The following is a 20,528-nucleotide window of genomic DNA, read 5'->3' on the forward strand; positions in this document are numbered from 1 at the left end:
TACTTGCCCTTTATATAGCTAATTTTCAGCACGTTTCGATTATTCTTCGACGGCGGCCTGCGCCGCCGCTAACCGTGCAATAGGAACTCTGAACGGAGAACAGCTTACGTAGTTCAATCCGACCCTGTGGCAGAATTTCACGGATGAAGGTTCACCGCCATGCTCACCACAAATGCCGCACTTGAGGTCCGGACGAATGGCGCGTCCTTTCTCGGTAGCCATGCTTACGAGTTGGCCTACGCCTTTCTGGTCGAGTACCTGGAACGGATCTACCTTCAAAATCTTCTTTTCCAGATAAACCGGCAAGAAAGAAGCGATGTCATCGCGGGAGTAACCGAAAGTCATCTGCGTCAAGTCGTTCGTTCCGAATGAGAAGAACTCGGCGGAAGAAGCGATTCGGTCGGCAGTCAAAGCCGCACGCGGAATCTCGATCATCGTACCTACCTTGAAGTCGATTCGGTCGCCCATTTCGGCAAACAGTTCTTCAGCCTCTTCACGGATAACCTTCTCCTGTTCTTTAAACTCATACAGAATACCAGTCAATGGAACCATGATTTCAGGATGCGTTTCCACTCCTTCTTTCTTCAATTCCAAAGCTGCGCCCAAAATAGCGCGCGTCTGCATCTGGGTAATTTCGGGGTACGTATTTCCCAAACGGCAACCACGATGACCCAACATCGGGTTATGTTCACACAGCGATTCTACCCTTTGCTGGATATATTGCAAGCTTACGCCCATTGTGTCGGCCATCTCCTGTTGTCCTTTCATATCGTGCGGAACGAACTCATGCAAAGGAGGGTCGAGCAGACGCACCGTAACCGGGAATCCCGCCATAGCCTTGAAAATTCCTTTGAAGTCTGCCTGCTGGTAAGGAAGTATCTTTGCCAGTGCTTTACGACGCCCTTCGGAGTTTTCCGACAAAATCATTTCACGCATCGCCTTAATCTTTTCTCCTTCGAAGAACATGTGTTCCGTACGGCAAAGACCGATTCCTACAGCACCAAAGTTACGAGCCACAGTAGCATCATGAGGAGTATCGGCATTCGTGCGCACCTGCAAACGGGTATATTTGTCGGCCAGTTTCATGAGATCGGCAAAATCACCCGAAAGTTCGGCGGCTTTCGTTTCTACTTCTCCTTTATATACTTCTCCCGTACTTCCGTTCAAAGAAATATAATCGCCTTCTTTCAGAACGATACCGTCCACTTCTACCGTACGGGCCTTGTAGTCGATATTCAATGCGCCGGCGCCCGACACGCAACATTTTCCCATACCACGGGCAACCACAGCCGCATGCGAAGTCATACCGCCCCGAGCCGTAAGAATACCTTGAGCCACAGCCATACCTGCCAAGTCTTCGGGAGAAGTTTCAATACGAACCATCACAACCCTTTTTCCTGCATCAGCCCATTCGGCAGCGTCTTCCGCAAAGAATACGATCTGACCGGAAGCTGCTCCGGGAGAGGCCGGCAGACCACGTGTCAATACTTTCGCTTGTTTCAAAGCCTCTTTATCGAATACGGGATGAAGCAATTCGTCCAATTTGTTGGGTTCTACACGGAGCAAAGCGGTCTTTTCATCAATCATACCCTCGCGCAGCAAGTCCATCGCAATTTTCACCATGGCCGCGCCTGTACGCTTGCCGTTACGTGTCTGCAAGAACCAGAGCTTTCCTTCCTGTACGGTAAACTCCATATCCTGCATATCCTTATAGTGGTTCTCCAGCTTGGTCTGCAAAGCATCCAATTCTTTATATATTTCCGGCATGGCCTCTTCCATCGACGGGAATTTTACGGCACGCAGCTCCTCTGTCACTCCTGCCAACTCGGCCCAACGTTGCGAACCTATCTTTGTAATCTGTTGCGGTGTGCGGATACCTGCCACTACGTCTTCACCCTGCGCGTTAATCAGGTATTCGCCGTTGAAAAGGTTTTCGCCCGTACCGGCGTCACGAGAGAAACACACGCCCGTAGCCGAAGTATCGCCCATATTGCCGAACACCATTGCCTGTACATTAACAGCAGTACCCCATTCATCGGGTATTCCTTCCATTTTGCGATACAGGATGGCTCGTTCGTTCATCCATGAATCGAATACGGCGCAGATAGCCCCCCAAAGTTGTTCGTACGCGCAAGTCGGGAAATCTTTTCCTGTCCGGGCTTTTACGGCAGCTTTGAATTTAGTCACCAATTCTTTCAGGTCTTCTACAGCCAGCTCATTGTCGAGCTTCACGCCTTTCGCTTCTTTCACCTCTTCGATAATCGCTTCGAACGGATCGATGTCTTCCTTGTTCGTCGGTTTCATACCCAACACCACATCTCCGTACATCTGCACAAAGCGACGGTACGAATCCCATGCGAAACGAGGATTGTTCGTCTTGCGCACGATTCCCTCCACCACTTCGTCATTCAAACCGAGATTGAGAATGGTATCCATCATTCCCGGCATGGATGCGCGGGCTCCCGAACGAACCGAAACCAACAAGGGGTTGTCTATGTCGCCGAATTTCGATTTCATCAGCACTTCAAGGTGAGCAATGGCTTTTACTACTTCGTCTTTCAGCAGTTCCACCACTTTATCGCGTCCCAACTTGTTGTATTCCGTACATACATCAGTAGTTATTGTGAATCCCGGAGGCACAGGAATTCCGATAAGATTCATTTCGGCAAGATTAGCGCCTTTACCTCCCAGAAGGTTTTTCATGTCGGCTCTTCCTTCCGCCTGACCGTTACCAAAGGTATAAACTCTTTTTTTGTCCATAATATTGTGTTTAAAGTTTCGCTATGTTTTCTTTCGGTCGCAAATCTAAGTATATTTCGCAAACCATAAAACTTTTCCATCAAAAACTTTCTTGCAAAATGCAATTTCGACTTTACAATTCCGAATATTTGTAAATACACGAAATATTTCCGGAAAAATATCTAATTTTGCGACCGAATTATTTAGACTGGTATAGAAGTGGCAAGAAAGAAAAAAGAGCTTCCCTTATTGGAGAAGGTTACAATTTTAGATGTGGCAGCCGAAGGGAAAGCCATCGCGAAAATGAATGATCTGGTGATTTTTGTTCCCTATGTGGTGCCGGGCGATGTGGTAGACTTGCAAATCAAGCGTAAAAAAAACAAATATGCCGAAGCCGAGGCGGTGAAGTTTCATGAATATTCTCCCAAGCGGGCCGTTCCTTTCTGCCAACATTACGGAGTATGCGGCGGGTGTAAATGGCAAGTGCTGCCTTATTCCGAACAAATCAGATATAAACAGAAGCAAGTGGAAGACAACTTGCGGCGGATAGGCAAAATCGATCTTCCGGAAATTTCACCCATCCTGGGTTCCGAAAAGACCGAGTTCTATCGAAATAAGCTGGAATTCACGTTTTCCAACAAACGCTGGCTGACTACAGAAGAAGTCCGTCAGGATGTGAAATATGAACAGATGAATGCCGTAGGCTTCCACATTCCCGGTGCGTTCGACAAGGTGCTTGCCATCGAAAAGTGCTGGTTGCAGGATGACATTTCCAACCGGATACGCAACGCAATACGCGATTATGCCTACGAACACGACTATTCGTTCATCAACCTGCGCACGCAGGAAGGAATGTTGCGCAACATGATCGTACGCACCTCTTCAACGGGCGAACTTATGGTGATTGTGATTTGCAAGATCACAGAAGAGCATGAAATGGAGCTTTTCAACCGACTGTTGCAGTTCGTGGCCGATTCGTTTCCGGAAATCAGCTCGCTATTATACATTATAAATAATAAGTGCAACGACACCATCAACGATCTCGACGTGCACGTGTATAAAGGAAACGACCATATCTTCGAGGAAATGGAAGGACTCCGTTTCAAAGTCGGGCCGAAGTCATTCTACCAGACAAATTCCGAACAGGCATACACTTTATATAAGGTGGCGAGAGACTTTGCCGGACTGACCGGAAACGAACTGGTGTACGACCTGTATACCGGAACGGGTACGATTGCCAATTTCGTGTCTCGTCGGGCACGACAGGTCATCGGTATCGAATATGTGCCCGAAGCGATTGAAGACGCCAAGGTCAACGCCGAAATCAACGGAATAGAAAACGCTTTGTTCTATGCCGGAGACATGAAAGACATACTGACGCAAGATTTCATCAACGAGCACGGAAGGCCGGACGTCATCATTACAGATCCTCCGCGTGCCGGCATGCATCAGGATGTGATCGACGTTATCCTGTTTGCCGAACCGAAGCGAATTGTTTACGTAAGCTGCAACCCCGCTACACAAGCGCGCGACTTGCAGTTGCTCGACGGGAAGTATAAGGTAACGGCCGTGCAACCGGTGGATATGTTCCCGCACACCCACCACGTAGAGAATGTCGTTTTGCTGGAATTGCGTTAATGCGTAAAAGCCTTGCACACCCATCGAAAGAAAAAGAATATACTGCCTCAAAGAATAAAGGAATGAAGAAAAGACCGAGAAGAACCCCTGCTGAGAAAGCACGTGCCCAATATACCGATTATTCGGTAAGCGAACCTATGGAGCTAATGGAGTTCCTTGCCGCCAAAATGCCGGATGCCAGCCGCACCAAACTGAAATCATTACTCAGTAAACGGGTGGTTTTGGTAGACAAAGTCATTACGACTCAATTCAACTTTCCGCTGAAGCCGGGAATGAAAGTGCAAATCAGCAAAGAAAAAGGGAAGAGAGAATTCCATAACAGACTGTTGAAAATCGTATACGAAGACAAGTATATCATTGTCGTCGAGAAGATGCAGGGACTTCTTTCGGTGAATACCGACCGGCAGAAAGAACGTACGGCATACACTATACTCAACGAATACGTGCAACGTTCGGGACGTCAGTACCGGGTACACATTGTTCATCGGCTCGACAGAGATACTTCCGGCCTGATGATGTTCGCCAAAGACGAGAAAACCCAGCGCACGCTACGCGACAACTGGCACGATATCGTGACCGACCGCCGATATGTAGCCGTAGTGGAAGGAACGGTGGAGAAAGATTACGACACCATTGTGTCATGGCTTACGGACAAAACGATCTACGTGAGTTCCAGCCGGTACGACGACGGAGGGGCGAAATCGATCACTCACTACAGAACAATCAAACGGGCCAACGGGTACTCTCTGATGGAGCTTGATCTGGAAACAGGAAGAAAGAATCAAATACGCGTACACATGCAAGATCTGGGACACCCCATTATCGGCGACGGACGGTATGGCGGCGAAGATTCACCCAACCCTATCGGACGACTGGCGCTTCATGCCTTCAAACTTTGCTTTTATCATCCCGTAACGGGGGAGTTGATGAAATTTGAGACTCCTTATCCCGCAGAGTTCAAAAAGCTGTTCTTAAAAAAGCAATAAAAACCGCTTTAACTTTGTCCTGAAGAGTTTATACCGCCCTTTGCCGGAAGCAGCGGGCATAAAAAGAACCGCATTGCTTTCGAAAACCTCATAATAAGGGCCCATATTGCCGGCAAAGACATGTAGAAAAAGAACCGCATTGCTTTCGAAAACCTCATAATAAGGCCCCGTATTGCCGGCAAAGACATGTAGAAAAAGAACCGCATTGCTTTCGGGACCTGCCGAAAGCAGCCGGCAGAGAATAATGGTTTTGTAAAAACGGCCCAACGCGTTTCGGCATACGGACGTGTTTAATCTCCGGAAGCGTTCTCCTGAATGTGCACCACACGTTGAGGAAAGGGAATCTTAATACCGTGAAAACGAAACTCTTTCAGTATCTTCCGCCGCACTTCGCTTTTGGTATTCTCTACCCGGAACATATTGGCACACCAAAAGTAAACAGTAAATTGCAAAGCATGTTCTCCAAAGTTGTTGAAACGTACAAAAGGTTTGGGCGTATCCAATATTCCCGGTTCCTTTTCGCAGACTTCCTGCATAATATGGCACACAAGATCGATATCGGAATCGTAATCGACTCCCACAGTCACATCGAACCGGGAAGAAGAAGTCGCATGCGTCCAGTTGATAAGTTCGTTTTTAGTCAGCTGCGTATTGGGGAGCAATATAAATTTGTCGTCGCGTGTCAATACAAGAGTGGTACGCAAATTAATATCTTTCACCTGACAAACCAGACCGTTGACTTCTATCACATCCCCTACCTTCACGGATGAATCTACCAACAAAATAATACCCGAAACAAAGTCGCTGAACAGATTCTGCAGACCCAATCCGATACCCACCAGCAAAGCAGCCGACCCAGCAAGCAATATCTTGATATTGAACCCGAGAATCTCCAATACAAAGCAGAAAGCGATGATCGTAACCACATATCGGATCAGGTTATAAAGAGCGTATTTCTTGCCCAAATCCAAACGAGTCACCTTGTAGACGCCTTTTTTAATCATGAAAAGCAGGAAAAAGGCAACCACAATCACAATCGCAATCTCAATTACCGATAACACATTGAGATTGAAACCTTCTCCCAATCTTAAGATAGAGAAATTGAGGATGTTGTCGAGTTTATCAGATCCTTCCATATCCGGATTATTTATCACAAATATAACATTTTCAGATTATGTAATGAAGCAAGGAACCGTTTTTTTTGTACTTTTGCCCGAGAATAAAAAATCCGCATGAAACTTCTTTGGCTCGATTTAAACAGTTCGTACGCTCATTCCTCATTAGCATTGCCTGCCATTCACGCGCAAATAGCCTGCGATACATCCATCGAATGGTGCGCCGTATCGGCTACGATCAACGAAAGTACCGGCAGTGTGGTGCAGCAGGTTTGCCGCCACCGCCCCGACATTCTTGCCGCCACCAACTGGCTGTTCAATCACGAACAGCTGCTGCACATCACCTCACGTGTCAAAGCATTGCTGCCGCATTGCCGGATCGTGCTCGGAGGTCCCGAGTTTCTGGGCGATAACGAAGAGTTTCTCCGCAAGAACAGGTTTGTCACCGGAGTTTTCCGCGGAGAGGGCGAAGAATCGGTTCCCCGTTGGTTGCGGCTTTGGGACCGGTGCAGCAAGGAGTGGAAGGAAATAACGGGCTTCTGCTATCTCGACGAGCAGAACGAGTATCACGACAACGGTCTGGCGCGTGTGGCGAACTTCGCCGGACTGACCGCTCCCGAAGAAAGCCGTTTTTTCAACTGGGACAAGCCTTTTGTTCAGTTAGAAACCACGCGCGGCTGTTTCAACACCTGCGCTTTCTGCGTGAGCGGCGGAGAAAAGCCCGTGCGCACGCTTCCCGTCGAAGATGTGCGCAAACGTCTGCAAGTCATTCATCGGCACGGCATAAAGAATGTGCGCGTACTCGACCGCACGTTCAACTACAACCACCAAAGGGCCAAAGCCCTGCTGGGCCTGTTCGGCGAATTTCCGGACATGTGTTTCCACTTGGAGATTCATCCCGCCCTGCTGTCGGAAGAGTTAAAGCAATATCTCGCGGCCGCTCCTCCGGGACTGCTGCATCTGGAGGCGGGCATTCAAAGCCTGCGCGAACCCGTGCTGCAACAAAGCCGGCGCATGGGAAAACTCGACGATGCGCTGGCAGGACTCCGTTATCTGTGCTCGCTGAAGAACATGGAGACACATGCCGACCTCATTGCCGGCCTGCCGCTTTACCGGCTATCGGAAATATTCGAAGACGTGCGCACGCTGGCGGGATACGGTGCGGGAGAAATCCAGCTGGAGTCTCTCAAGCTCCTTCCCGGCACCGAGATGCGCAGAAGAGCCGGCGAACTCGGGATACAATACTCCCCTCTCCCGCCCTACGAAGTGCTGCAAACCCGCGAAATTACCATCGAAGAGCTGCAAACGGCCCATCACCTGTCGCGGCTGTTGGACGGGTTTTACAACGCTCCCACATGGAGAAGCGTCACCCGCCTGCTGATTACGGAAAACGAAACGTTCCTGCACGACCTGCTACAGCATCTGGTCGGAACCGATGTGATAGACAGTCCGTTGAGCCTCGAACGGCGCGGACTGATTCTTTACGATTTCTGCAAAACACACTATCCGTCTTACCTCACCCAAGTCAGCATTGCATGGATAGAAGCGGGTATGTCGCTCAAAAAAGCTCCTGCCGAAAGAGTGAAGACGAAACATCAGGTTCCGCCCCCGCAGTGGAATACGGTCTACGGTTCGTATCACGAGAAGCTTCGTCTCTGCTTTCTGCCCGTCGACGAAGAAGGGCACGGATACTGGTTCGGATTCGAATCGGAAATCCAGAAGTCAACACCTTCATTCAGGGGCGAATGGCTTCCCGGTTCCGGCTGTGTGTAAAAACAGATGATAGATACATTCCTCAGACATCAATAAAAATAAATATCTCCGCCCCGATTTTCTTAATAAAAATAGAATCGGAGAAGAAAAGTATTAATCAATGTTATAAAACACATCTTTTAGGCAGACATGCTTGCAGGTTAGCAAAATGTCCGTATCTTTGCAATGTGTTTTTCATAGTATTAGATTTAAGGTTAACAAAGGTTGGAGTACAGCGGTACTCCTTTTTTTATGCCTGTACTTTAAAACAAGCTAAGGAAGACCGTTCCGGAAGAAACATCAAACTGAAAAACAACTCATGAAACCAAAGAAATATTACGACCGGCTAAAATCAGCCGTCTTATTTTTAGTTTTATCGTTCAGTGTGATCGCGTGTAAGAACGATGATCCCGATCCCATCGCAATAAAAAATGAGCAGACCGTATTTATGTACATGCCTTGGGCAAGCAATCTTCTGAGTGCTTTCCGTAGAAATATCGACGATATGGAAAAGGCTATATTGGAGCGCGGACTGAGGAACGAAAAAGTTCTTGTATTTCTGGCGGAAACACCCACACAGGCTTCCCTTTTCGAGTTCGTTTACAACAAATCTCCCTTTTACCCCGCCGAAAAGAAAAAAGTAACCCGTAAAGTGCTGAAAGAATATCGCTTTTCCTCCACCCCCGAATATACCACTACAGCCGGAATAAGTTCTATTCTGAAAGATGTGCGAAGTTATGCCGAAGCCCGCCGATACGGAATGGTGATCGGATGTCACGGCATGGGATGGCTGCCTGTGGTGCCGACGAAAAAGAAAACCCTGCGTAGCAGCCGACAGACAGACAAAGAGATGCCGGAGGTATACAAGAAGCATTGGGAATACACAGACAGGCCCATGACGCGTTATTTCGGAGGATTTGACAGCCAATATCAGACAGAAATCAAAACACTTGCCGACGCGATAGCCGATGCCGGAATGAAAATGGAATACATACTATTCGACGACTGCTACATGGCAACCGTTGAAGTAGCTTACGAATTGAGAAAAGCGACCGATTACCTGATCGGATCAACCTGTGAAATCATGGAGTATGGCATGCCGTACGACATCATAGGAAAACATCTGTTGGGCAATGTAAATTATAAAGCGATTACAGAAGGATTCTATTCTTTCTATTCGAATTACGTACTTCCCTACGGAACAATAAGTGTCACCAAATGTTCGGAGATGGATGAGCTGGTTGCCATCATGAGAGACATAAACCAACGGTTCACTTTCGACGAGGCCTTGCTCGGTACATTGCAAAAGCTGGATGGATATAACCCCGTGAAATTCTTCGATTGCGGCGACTATGCAGCCAAGCTCTGCCAAGATCCCGATCTGCTGAATCAGTTTAACAAACAACTTGAACGCGCGGTTCCTTACAAACAATATACGGAGTATTATTATTCCATGGGGCTTCCTTCTCCGGGAACAGCAAAAATTCATACTTTCTCCGGCATTACGATATCCGATCCGAGTATTCACCCAGCCACCATTACGGCGAAAACTGAAACTTCGTGGTACAAAGCCACCCATTAACAGAAGTTTTCAAAGCATGGTTTTCGAAGAAGAAAATTCTTAATAAAAATAGAAGCGAGAAACAAAAATATTAATCAATGTTATAAAACATATCTTTTCGATGAATATACTTGCAGTTTAACGAAAAACCCGTATCTTTGCAATGTGTTTTTCATAGTATTAGATTTAAGGTTAACAAAGGTTGGAGTACAGCGGTACTCCTTTTTTTATGCCCGTATTTCAACAAGGGGCTGTGCCTTAATGCACGATACAATCTCAAAGCAAAGCCGAAATTTGTGAAGGCATTTTTTCAACGACCGGCACAGAATGATACATGAAAAAAAGCCGTGTCGGCATTTTGACACAGCTTTTTGTAAGATAGTTCTGCCTATCGCAACAACTATACAGCTTCAAATGATACGTTGTTTTTACTGCCTGCGCCATCGGCTTATTGCCGGCAGCAATCCACTTTGTCAGAAATTGTATGCCAGACCGATACCGAGAACTTCCTTGAACTGAACTTTCGGTCCACGTTTATTCCCGTTATCGTCAAACGTCGGCACATCGTCGTCGTATTTCAAAGTCGTATTAATCGTTGCCGAAAGAAATTTGTTCACTTTCATGCTGATCAATACATCCCAATTCACATCTACATTGCCGAAATCTTTACTGTACGGAGTGAAAAAGTCGGCAGTGGAAATCATCTTCACGTTTTCCATCAAATCCATTTCCGCTCTTGCTTTCAGATAAGCTCCGGCTTCAATCTTAAAGCGTTTCCCCGGATCCACTCCGAAAGCTCCCAAATCCGACAGATAATCATCTTCCACAAAAGTCATCTTGGCGGATATAGGTGACAGGAAGATGGAATAATTACTCTTCGGACGGTACTCTATACCTAAAGAAACATTGGAATAAGCCGGCGCAAAGAAATTTGAAATATGATGCTCTTTATCGGGATAATTGTATCCTTTGGCAAATTGAGTATTCAAATCGCCCATAATCGTATAAAACCATATATTATCCGTGGTATATCCCAGCTGGGTGGACAGGCTTATTTTATCCGTATTCTTTCTCAATCCCTGCGATTTGGTTTTCGACAATCCATAATCGAGAACAAGATTGCTGACCCACAGCCAATTTCCTTTCTTACGGGTGAGAGAACCGTTCAGATAAGCATTTCCGGCAATCGAGTTCTCACCGCCGGCAGCCCAATTCGTCATGGCTGTTTGAGAGAGATTCAATCCTGTCACTCCTTTTAATACCCATTTTCCTTCTTCATAGCCTTTGTCATCGGTTTGGCTGTATGCTATTGTCGACAAAGCCGCAAACAGCATCATTAAACATGTACGTTTCATACTAAGTTGTAATTTTTAATTTAATCAAAAAATCCTGATAAGTAAACAATTTAAAATATCTTTTGTTCGCAATTCTTTTTTAATATCGCTTTATATGCTTTCTTAATTGCTCCGGATTTCTCACAACATCCGGCAAGAAGGCATTTTCTCCGTATCTTTTCTCTATAACGACTTGGGCAAACAGAGCCTGCGAAGAAGTCTGAGAAAGGCTCTTCCGATATGAAACAAAGCCTCTGTTCGCGCAAAACAGAGGCTTTGTCCGGATATACGGGCGTACTGCGTGTCGCGAAACGGCTCTTAATGTACTTTCACCATTGAGGCAACTCGTTTGGCTTTATCACGCAAGGCATCCATATCGCTTCCCACAGGTGCGTAGCAGAGCGCCACTCCCATCCGGCGGTTGACACGGGTAGCGGGTTTACCGAAGATACGAACGTAAGTGTCGTCCTCTTTCACCGCTTCTTCGAGACCGGCATACTGAGGCGCAGCCTCTGCGGCGATGTCCGACAGAATCACCGCGCTCACTCCCATCCGTTCGAGCTTGATATTCGGAATGGGAAGCCCGAGGACAGCACGCAGATGAAGCTCGAATTCGTTCAGGTTCTGCGTTCCTGCCAGTGTCACCATACCCGTATCGTGCGGACGCGGGGAGAGTTCGGAGAAATAAACTCCGTTTTCATGGCTGAGGAAGAACTCTACACCCCAAAGCCCCGCGCCCGTCAACGCGCGGGTTACCTTTTCCGCCATGGCCTCCGCTTCTCGCAGGTGTGCAGGATCGATATGCGCGGGCTGGAAACTTTCACGGTAGTCGCCTCCTTTCTGCACATGCCCGATGGGAGGACAAAACAGGGTCGGTCCGTTCTTCTGCGTCACTGTGAGCAAGGTAATCTCGCTGTCGAACCTGATAAATTCTTCGATAATCAATTCGCGGATATCTCCCCGACTTCCACTGCATCCGTACTCCCAGGCCTGTTGCAGCTCATCGGCACTCTTCACCAACGACTGCCCTTTGCCCGAAGAAGACATCAATGGCTTTACCACACAAGGGAAGCCGATTTTCTCGGCTGCCGCTTTCAGCTCGTCAGGGGTTTTCGCATAGAAGTAGCGGGCGGTCTTCAACCCGAGCTCTTTGGCTGCAAGGTCGCGAATGGCTTTTCTGTTCATCGTGAAGTTCACCGCACGCGCGCTGGGCACTACCTGAATTCCTCTCTCCTCGAACTCGTACAAACGCTCCGTACGAATCGCTTCAATCTCCGGAACGATAATGTCGGGACGGTGTTTTTCGACTGCCCTCTGAAGGGCTTCTCCGTCGAGCATATCGAATACTTCGCATTCATCCGCCACTTGCATTGCCGGCGCTCCGGCATACGAATCGCAGGCGATGATATGCTGTCCCTTGCGTTGCGCAGAAATCACAAACTCTTTTCCCAGTTCTCCGGAACCGAGCAACAGTATTTTTTTCATGTCTGAAGTGTTTAATTGAAATGCAAAAATAGTAGATTCCGGGCAACATTCCGCACCTTTCAGGCAGAAATAATATCGCGTCGTGCTCTTTCCCAACCTATCATGCAGGCTTTTCGCTCGCTCTTCCAGCGGTACTCGCCCACCGCTCCTTCTTTCCGTATCACACGGTGGCAAGGAATGATAAGTCCTACGGGGTTTCCCGCCACGGCGGAGGCAACCGCCCTTACTGCTTGTTTTCGACCGATTATGGAAGCCAATTCGCTATAAGTCAAAATATTACCTATGGGTATTTCAAGCAAGGCTTTCCATACTTTCATGCGGAAAGGAGTGCCCCTCAGGTGCAAGCGTAAGGGGACGATGCCGCCGGAGAAGACTTGCCGCACCACTGCGGCAGCCATTTCATCATTCTGAACATAATGCTCCGCCTGCCATTCGGCACGGAAAGACGCAAGTACCTCGTCCCTCGCACCGTCTGCGAAACAAAGCCGGCAGATTCCGAGCGGGGTGACTGCGATGAAACAAGAGCCGAAAGGAGTTTCGGCAAAACCATACTCTACGGGAAATAGTGTTGCAGCAGCTTCCCTGACGGGGCTCGTTATTGCTTCGGCAAAACCACACTCTACGGCCGATGCTTTACACCAATCTTGAGAATCTCCGCAAACATTTGCATCTGCGAAGCCATGCTCCGCACCCGATGCTTTACACCGGTCTTGAGAGTCTTCACAAACATTCGTATCCGAAAAGCCATGCACCGCACCCGACTCCTTCCCCTCCTTGTAAAAGTCTGCGGCACAATCTCCTTCCCTATCCCGACTCCCCCGTTCGCTTTCTACGAAGGCGTTGCAACAATCTTCCGGATGTTTTTCTTCCTTGTGCTTTACGGCAAATTTGCGTTCGAACGGAAGGTTGTAAAAGTCTACCACGTAATCTTGCTCCTTACCTCCGTTTCCCGGCTTATCTTGTCCCGAAGCGACCTCCTTTATCCTGACCGTCGGGAAACAGCCCTCCAAACCGGCCGGCCCCTCCGTAGCTTCCGCAGCTTCGATGAGTCGGCGCGTTCGCAGAATCTCTTTCTTCAACGATTCCGGCGCAAGATATTCCGCAAATTGTTCCGGAGTCACGCCCGCCCATTCGGCAAACATCTGCCGGAAATAAACAGGAGCGACGCCTGCGGCACGGGCAAGCTCGTCAGGAGAAAGATTCTCCCGCCGATGATCCATCAGGTATCTGACCGCCACAGAAATACGTTCATAATGATTCATACCATCCGTCGTTTGTTGTTCGTCTTCCAAAATACAAAACTTCGCGAGAGGTCGGCAATCCGGTTCGTGCCATCCCGCCTCGCCTCTAATGCCTGATTCGGGGATACTTGTTATGGAAACGGTACCCCATGCCGAGCATCAGGTAGTTGGGCGCCTTGAAGTCCTGAAGGTTATACCCGATGTGCAGGAAAGCGTTCCGGCTCATCTTTACTTTGAGCGCCAACACCTGATAAAGCCCTCTCATATCTCCTCTGGCTACCACGTTGGAGCCGATGCCTATGCCGATGGTGAAATAAGGCATGACATACTCGGTACGTCCCGACAGCCCCAAAGCCAATTGGCGGTGAACGCCGGGTTTGAAAAACTCTTGGGGAGGAGGAGCCTCACCGTAAGCGACGATAACATCTTCGGTATAAACATTCGCGCTTCCGTCGTACACCCCGTCGAGCGATAGTCCGAAACGGAGCTTATAACCCGCGTTATACATCGCGGCGAAATTAAGTCCTGCCACCGGATAAGCTTCAGGAGAAGCGTACTGTTTGCCTTCGAAAGCGACACCCTTTCGCCGCCACGAACCGAACAACACCAAATCGTAACTGAAATGTCGCGGGAAAGGAGGAACGAAAAGCCGGTACGCAGGTTTCATAATATCTTGTCTTTCGCGGTTGAAGTTGTATGCGACTCCCAGTTTCAGTCCGGCAAGATTGATGCCTGCATTGGGAAACTTGGTGTTCCCGTTGGAGAAATGAGTGAGATCTGCCCCAAGCATCAGGTCGAAACACCGGGAGACGGCCCAATTGAGCCAGATGCCGGCATTGATATAAGCGTTCAACCGCGAACCCACCGCCCCATTAAACGAATTTTCCACCGAATGATAGGGCTGCCATCCGCCCGATATGCCGAAGTTCCACTCGTAATTGAGCGAAAGCCGCGGACTGAACGCAGCGATACGCGCTCCTTGAAAAAGGTAGACTGTATAAGGGTCGCCCAACTCTTTCCTATTGCCGAATGTATAATATCCCGCTCCCACTCCCTGATATACGCCTCCGTACACCCGGTCGGCAAAAGTGTTGGGCCGGAATTTAAACGAATACTTCAGGTCTGCCCCGTTCCCCCACTCAACCGGCTTCCTTCTTTCATTCTCGCCTTTTACGAAAGGATTGGTAGGAAACACATACTGGGGACGGGCTTCAACCCTCAATTGATGGATAAAAGCGGTAGACAAGCTGTCGCGTGGAGGTTCCTGCCCCTTGACCGGTTCGGACAAGAGCAACAGAACTACACACCACACGAAAGCTTGCCACCGCAATCTTACAGATATCATATCCAATCACACTCCCTATTGATGTTGCTCACGAAGCAGATCATTCACAGTCTTCACCGGATTGAAAGTGGTGAGTGGCACTTCCACAAAAACAGTGCTCCAGTCGCTCATCGCCCCGTTCCACAGTCCGGGAAGTTCGAGCGCTTTCAACTCCTTGCCGCTCTTCGACTTATGGGAGATAAATCCGGTCGATTTATCCACATGCTTCGTCAAGTCGAATTTCCGTCCTTTATAATCGCGCACGGCGCATACCAAATCGACGGGGTTGAAGTGCGTTCCCCGCTCGAACATGGCTTTCTTCTCCGCATCGTTCATGTCTATCTGCGAGCTTTCGAGTATTTGCAACGAAATCGTTCCGTCGGCGTTGTATGCAAGGAACGGGCCTCCGCCCGGCTCACCGACGTTCTTCACCATTCCGCACACACGCATCGGGCGGTTCAGTTTCTTCTTCAGATAGATCACCAGCTCGGCATCTTCAAGCAGTTTCACTTCGGGATTCTTGCAACAGAGTTCCTTTTGCAGGAATTGGAGGACTTCCATCACCTGCTCGTGGGTGTATCTGCCGCTCTCGAGCAGTTCGAGATAGCGGAACGCCCGCTTCTGGAGCGAAACCAGCACCCCGGCTATCAACTTCTTGTACGTATTGGTATCCTCTTTCAGCCTGTCGGGCACTACGTTGTCTATATTTTTAATAAAGATGATATCGGCATCAAGGTCGTTGAGATTCTCGATAAGCGCGCCATGCCCTCCCGGGCGGAAAAGCAGTTCGCCGTTATCGCGGAACGGGCGGTTGTCCATATCCACCGCAAGCGTGTCGGTGCTCGGTTTTTGCTCGGAGAACGTAACATCGTAGTCCACCCCGTACCGTTTCGCAAACCCGTCGCTCTTCTCCTGCACCAACTTCCGGAACAACTCTCTGTGTTCGGGAGAAACAGTGAAATGCACATGCACCTTTCCGCTCTTTCCGCATGCGTACATGGCTCCTTCCACCAGATGTTCCTCCAACGGCGTCCGCATCTCCTCGGCATATTTATGGAATTTCAGAAGACCTTTGGGCAAAGATCCGTAGTTCAGCCCGGCAACATCGAGCAAAGCCGACACCACCGCCTTATACTCTCCCGCCTCTGTCAGTTCCGGGATCCCTTTGCCGTATATACGCTCACAGGCAGTGTTCAGGTCGTCGTAGAAAGCGAAATCCTTTATCCCTTCGAAAAACGCCTTCTCGAACGCAGTGGAGGGTTCGTCGCGTTCCGCCGAAAGAAATTCGAAGAGGTCTTTGAACATACGGCTTGCCGCGCCCGAAGCGGGAACAAACTTTATCACCTTTTTATCCGTACTCTTATATTCGTCCCACGCATTCAGATACGCTTTCTGTTCTTCGGCTGCGGGGCTCAGTATGCCTCTGCCTATGGAAGCGGCGGAGTCCAACCTTAAATAAGGGAAGCCCTTACGAAAACATTCCAATTGTTCGGCAATCCGTGTTTCCGTAATTCCCTTCCGGGCTAACAGTTCTTTGTCTTGTGTGGTTATCATAATATTTCATTTATTAATTGATTCCCAAAAATACAAAATGTTATTTACTTCTTACCGTATAACCGATAAAAAAAACTATTTTTACGTCGAATAAGTCGGATAACAAAGATTAACTATGAATCATTTTTTCACATCGGAAGAGAAAAAGCAGCTTTTTTCACTCTATAAGCAGTTGCGCCGGTCTGCCGGAGACAGTATTTCGGGCCGCGACAGCCGCCAATTAAAAAAGCATCTTACCGAAGCGGTGGAGTGCAATAGATTGCAACGCAACAGTTTCGGCATGAATCCCGTGATCAGGGATATGCAAACCGCCATCATCGTGTCCGAAGAGATCGGGATGAAAGGGTCGTGCCTCACCGGCATCATGCTCCACGAGATCGTAAAGGGAGGGATACTGAGCATCGGGCAGGTTTGCGACGAGTTCGGAGAAGATGTGGGCAGTATCATCAAGGGACTGGTGAAAACCAACGAACTGTATGAGAAAAGCCCCGCCATCGAGTCGGAAAACTTCAGGAACCTGCTTCTCTCTTTTGCCGAAGACATGAGGGTGATACTCATCATGATCGCCGACCGTGTGAACATCATGCGCCGGATTAAAGATGCGGAAGAGAAAGAAGACCGGCTGAGGGTGGCAAACGAAGCGGCGTATCTTTACGCGCCTCTGGCCCATAAGCTGGGGCTCTATAAGCTGAAGTCGGAGCTGGAGGATTTGTCGCTGAAGTATACGCAGCCCGACACTTATTACTTCATCAAAGACAAGCTCAACGAGACGAAAGCCTCGCGCGACAAATACATTGCGGCGTTCATCGAACCGATCAAAAGGAAGGTAACGGAGTCGGGACTGAAGTTCGACATCAAAGGGCGGACGAAATCCATCCACTCCATCTGGAACAAGATTCAGAAGCAGAAAACATCTTTCGAAGGGATATACGACTTGTTCGCCATCCGCATCATTATCGACTCCGCCCCCGATCCGGTGAAGGAGAAGCAGGAGTGCTGGCAGGCATACTCCATCGTCACCGACATGTACCAGCCCAACCCCAAGCGGCTGCGCGACTGGCTTTCGATTCCGAAGAGCAACGGTTACGAGTCGCTCCACATCACCGTGATGGGCCCCGAAGGGAAATGGGTGGAAGTGCAGATACGCACGCGACGCATGGACGAGATAGCCGAAAGAGGACTCGCGGCGCACTGGCGGTACAAAGGCATAAAAGGAGAAAACGGACTGGACGAATGGCTGGCTTCGGTGCGCGAAGCGTTGGAAAACGCGGACAGCGACTCGCTGAAAGTGATGGATCAGTTCAAGATGGATCTGTACGAAGACGAGGTGTTCGTATTCACTCCCAAAGGCGATCTGTTCAAACTGGGCAAAGGGGCGACGGTGCTCGACTTCGCCTTCCATATCCACACCAAGCTGGGAAGCAAATGCATAGGCGCGAAAGTAAACGGGAAGAACGTGCAACTGAAACAGAAGTTGAACAGCGGCGATCAGGTGGAGATCATGACATCCAACACGCAGACCCCGAAACAGGATTGGCTGAATATCGTAACCACCTCCCGAGCGCGCACCAAGATACGCCAGGCACTGAAAGAAATGGCGGCGGGGCAGTACGACTTTGCCAGAGAGACGCTGGAACGCAAGTTCAAGAACCGGAAGATAGAGTACGACGAACCCACCATGATGCGCCTCATCAAACGGATGGGGTACAAGAATGTCACGGAGTTCTACCAGCAGATAGCCGACGGGGCTCTCGACGCCAACGTCATTCTGGATAAATACATCGAACAGCAGAAGCGCGACAACGAGCCGCACGAAGAGATCACTTACCGCAGCGCGGAGGGATATAACCTGCAAATGGCTCAGGAAGAAGTCATGGGCAAGGAGGATGTGCTCGTCATCGACCAGAACCTGAAAGGGCTGGAATTCAAGTTGGCGAAATGCTGCAACCCCATTTACGGCGACGATGTGTTCGGCTTCGTCACAGTGACCGGAGGCATCAAGATACACCGCGCCGATTGCCCCAACGCGGCGCAAATGCGCGAACGCTTCGGATACCGGATCGTGAAAGCCCGGTGGGCGGGGAAATCGCAAGGCAGGCAATATCCCATCACCTTGCGGGTAGTGGGACACGACGATATCGGCATCGTGACCAATATCACCTCCATCATCTCGAAAGAGAACGATATCAACCTCCGCGCCATCGGCATCGACTCCAACGACGGTTTGTTCTCAGGCACGCTCACGGTAATGGTGGGCGATACGGGACGGTTGGAGGCTCTTATCAAGAAACTGAAAACCGTAAAAGGAGTGAAACAAGTAAGTCGAAACTGACGATTGAAGCCGTATCGTTAAAGCAAGCTCCACACATACGGAGCAGACAACAAAGGTAAGCCGCAACTGACAGTCGAAGCCGTATCGCTAAAGCAAGCTCCACACATACGGAGCAGGCAAACGTACGCCGGAACCGATGATTGAAGCCGTATCGTTAAAGCAAGCTCCACACATACGGAGCAGACAACAAAGATAAGCCGGAACCGACGGTCGAGACCGTATCGTTCAAGCAGGCTCCATACATACAGGCAGGCAAACGTGCGCCGGAACCGACGGTCGAAGACGTATCGTTCAAGCAGGCGGGGCAATCACCGGATTTTCTTCCTGCGGAAATAAGGATAGGCAACGAACACGAAAAACAGCATCGCAGCCACGGCAGCCACACGTGCCGCCGTCAGCAGCTCTCCCACATCCATGCGACACGAAGCGGCAATCCCAATGAATGTACCCGCTTCGCTTGCCAACAGGTGGGTAGTGTTTGCCGTCCCTCGCTGGCAATGCTCCGACAGCTTGACGAACATCAGCAGGAACTCCGGCATCACAAACCCCAGTCCCAGCCCCAGAAGAACGGCAGGAACGGCAATGCATCCATGCGTATCGAGCAGAAAGACGGCGAGAATCTCCAAGCCGATGCCTCCGACTATCAGCCGCAACATCCGTTCCCTAAGGAAAGGAAGACGTCTCAACAGCATGGAAAGCAGACATCCCGCTCCCGTAAGGGCGAAGAAAGGCACAAACGCCTCCATGCCCCACCACGTCATATTGTTCAGGAAGGGATGGGCAAGCGAAACGAGCAATCCGGGGACAAACGTTATCAGAACGAGATTGACGGCGAGCACCCATCCGCGAAGCAGCATGAAGCGGTCGAAAGAACAAGTCTTAGTGACGATCGGCGCGCGGAAAGGTACATACACCCCCGCCACAACCAATATCCCGATGGCTCCCGTAACAGCCGAAACGAGCACCAAATCCTCGAACGGATAATACCGGTGGACGCAGACGCCTGCAACCACTCCGATAATCATCCCCAGACGCACCACCCAGGAAAAGCTGATGTTGCCGACGCTGCGCAATGCCGAACCGGTAACGTCGATGGCAAGCGTGATACCCGACGAGGTGGCCATGCCGAACGCCATCCCGTGCCCGAGACTCAACAACATCAACTCCGTAATATCCGTTACGAAAGCATATCCCGCCGTAGCGGCTACCATTGCGGCTGAAGCGAACATATACACGTACTTGCGCTTATAAGCATCCACCAGATAAGCGTGGAAAGGACCGATAAGGAACATTCCCGCCATCAGGCAAAGAAAGATGCCTCCCGTTTGCGCCAAAGAGATGCCCGCACGGTCGCCCATTTCGATCGCGATCGCAGGAAACAGCATGTACAAAGACGCAAACAACAGCAAATTAGCTATACCTATCCGCATAAAATGAACCGTCCACAGTTTCACCGCCATATATCAT

The 20,528-nt window shown here is 49.5% G+C and carries 14 protein-coding genes; 5 read left to right on the forward strand and 9 right to left on the reverse strand.

Annotated elements, in window-relative coordinates:
• Positions 1-39: 39 nt before the first annotated feature.
• Positions 40-2,760, reverse strand: coding sequence for a pyruvate, phosphate dikinase (gene ppdK, locus C234_RS0101535; protein ID WP_027324313.1), 2,721 nt, complete (start codon positions 2,758-2,760; stop codon positions 40-42).
• Between the two features lie 198 nt (positions 2,761-2,958).
• Here ppdK and rlmD point away from each other — a divergent pair, with 198 nt between their 5' ends.
• Entirely contained in the window at positions 2,959-4,377 is a 1,419-nt protein-coding gene (rlmD, locus tag C234_RS0101545; protein ID WP_027324314.1) for a 23S rRNA (uracil(1939)-C(5))-methyltransferase RlmD, read from the forward strand.
• Positions 4,378-4,439: 62 nt separating this feature from the next.
• Positions 4,440-5,363: an RluA family pseudouridine synthase gene (locus C234_RS0101550; RefSeq protein ID WP_027324315.1), complete on the forward strand. Its 924-nt coding sequence runs from the start codon at positions 4,440-4,442 to the stop codon at positions 5,361-5,363.
• Positions 5,364-5,653: 290 nt separating this feature from the next.
• Here C234_RS0101550 and C234_RS0101560 read toward each other — a convergent pair whose 3' ends face one another.
• Entirely contained in the window at positions 5,654-6,499 is an 846-nt protein-coding gene (locus C234_RS0101560) for a mechanosensitive ion channel family protein (protein WP_200865073.1), read from the reverse strand.
• 96 nt (positions 6,500-6,595) lie between these two features.
• Between C234_RS0101560 and C234_RS0101565 the strand changes: the two genes are divergently transcribed.
• Both C234_RS0101565 and C234_RS0101570 read left to right on the forward strand, forming a co-directional pair.
• Entirely contained in the window at positions 6,596-8,251 is a 1,656-nt protein-coding gene (locus C234_RS0101565) for a B12-binding domain-containing radical SAM protein (protein WP_027324318.1), read from the forward strand.
• 298 nt (positions 8,252-8,549) lie between these two features.
• Positions 8,550-9,812: a clostripain-related cysteine peptidase gene (locus tag C234_RS0101570; protein ID WP_027324319.1), complete on the forward strand. Its 1,263-nt coding sequence runs from the start codon at positions 8,550-8,552 to the stop codon at positions 9,810-9,812.
• Between the two features lie 452 nt (positions 9,813-10,264).
• On the opposite strand, the gene C234_RS0101575 is transcribed toward C234_RS0101570, so the two are convergent.
• From C234_RS0101575 to C234_RS0101595, 5 genes are all read right to left on the reverse strand, one after another.
• Complete coding sequence (locus C234_RS0101575) at positions 10,265-11,146, reverse strand: DUF3078 domain-containing protein (protein ID WP_027324320.1); 882 nt, start codon at positions 11,144-11,146, stop codon at positions 10,265-10,267.
• A gap of 297 nt (positions 11,147-11,443) precedes the next feature.
• Positions 11,444-12,610 (reverse strand): formate-dependent phosphoribosylglycinamide formyltransferase, encoded by a 1,167-nt coding sequence (gene purT / locus C234_RS0101580; protein ID WP_027324321.1) that lies wholly within the window; start codon positions 12,608-12,610, stop codon positions 11,444-11,446.
• A gap of 59 nt (positions 12,611-12,669) precedes the next feature.
• Entirely contained in the window at positions 12,670-13,872 is a 1,203-nt protein-coding gene (locus C234_RS16685) for a bifunctional helix-turn-helix domain-containing protein/methylated-DNA--[protein]-cysteine S-methyltransferase (protein WP_152532472.1), read from the reverse strand.
• 85 nt (positions 13,873-13,957) lie between these two features.
• Entirely contained in the window at positions 13,958-15,196 is a 1,239-nt protein-coding gene (locus C234_RS0101590; protein WP_027324322.1) for an acyloxyacyl hydrolase, read from the reverse strand.
• Positions 15,197-15,211: 15 nt separating this feature from the next.
• The gene (locus tag C234_RS0101595; RefSeq protein ID WP_027324323.1) at positions 15,212-16,729 is read right to left on the reverse strand and encodes a DUF4301 family protein; all 1,518 of its coding nucleotides are present in this window, start codon (positions 16,727-16,729) and stop codon (positions 15,212-15,214) included.
• Between the two features lie 115 nt (positions 16,730-16,844).
• Here C234_RS0101595 and C234_RS0101600 point away from each other — a divergent pair, with 115 nt between their 5' ends.
• The gene (locus C234_RS0101600; RefSeq protein WP_027324324.1) at positions 16,845-19,061 is read left to right on the forward strand and encodes a RelA/SpoT family protein; all 2,217 of its coding nucleotides are present in this window, start codon (positions 16,845-16,847) and stop codon (positions 19,059-19,061) included.
• A gap of 17 nt (positions 19,062-19,078) precedes the next feature.
• Here the strand turns inward: C234_RS0101600 and C234_RS17305 are convergent, their stop codons facing one another.
• Complete coding sequence (locus C234_RS17305) at positions 19,079-19,369, reverse strand: hypothetical protein (protein ID WP_148295195.1); 291 nt, start codon at positions 19,367-19,369, stop codon at positions 19,079-19,081.
• On the reverse strand, positions 19,370-20,521 hold the full coding sequence (locus C234_RS0101605; protein ID WP_027324325.1) for an MFS transporter: 1,152 nt from the start codon (positions 20,519-20,521) through the stop codon (positions 19,370-19,372).
• Positions 20,522-20,528: the final 7 nt, after the last annotated feature.

It is taken from the genome of Bacteroides pyogenes DSM 20611 = JCM 6294, from assembly GCF_000428105.1.
In the GTDB taxonomy this organism is placed as follows: Bacteria; Bacteroidota; Bacteroidia; order Bacteroidales; family Bacteroidaceae; genus Bacteroides; species Bacteroides pyogenes.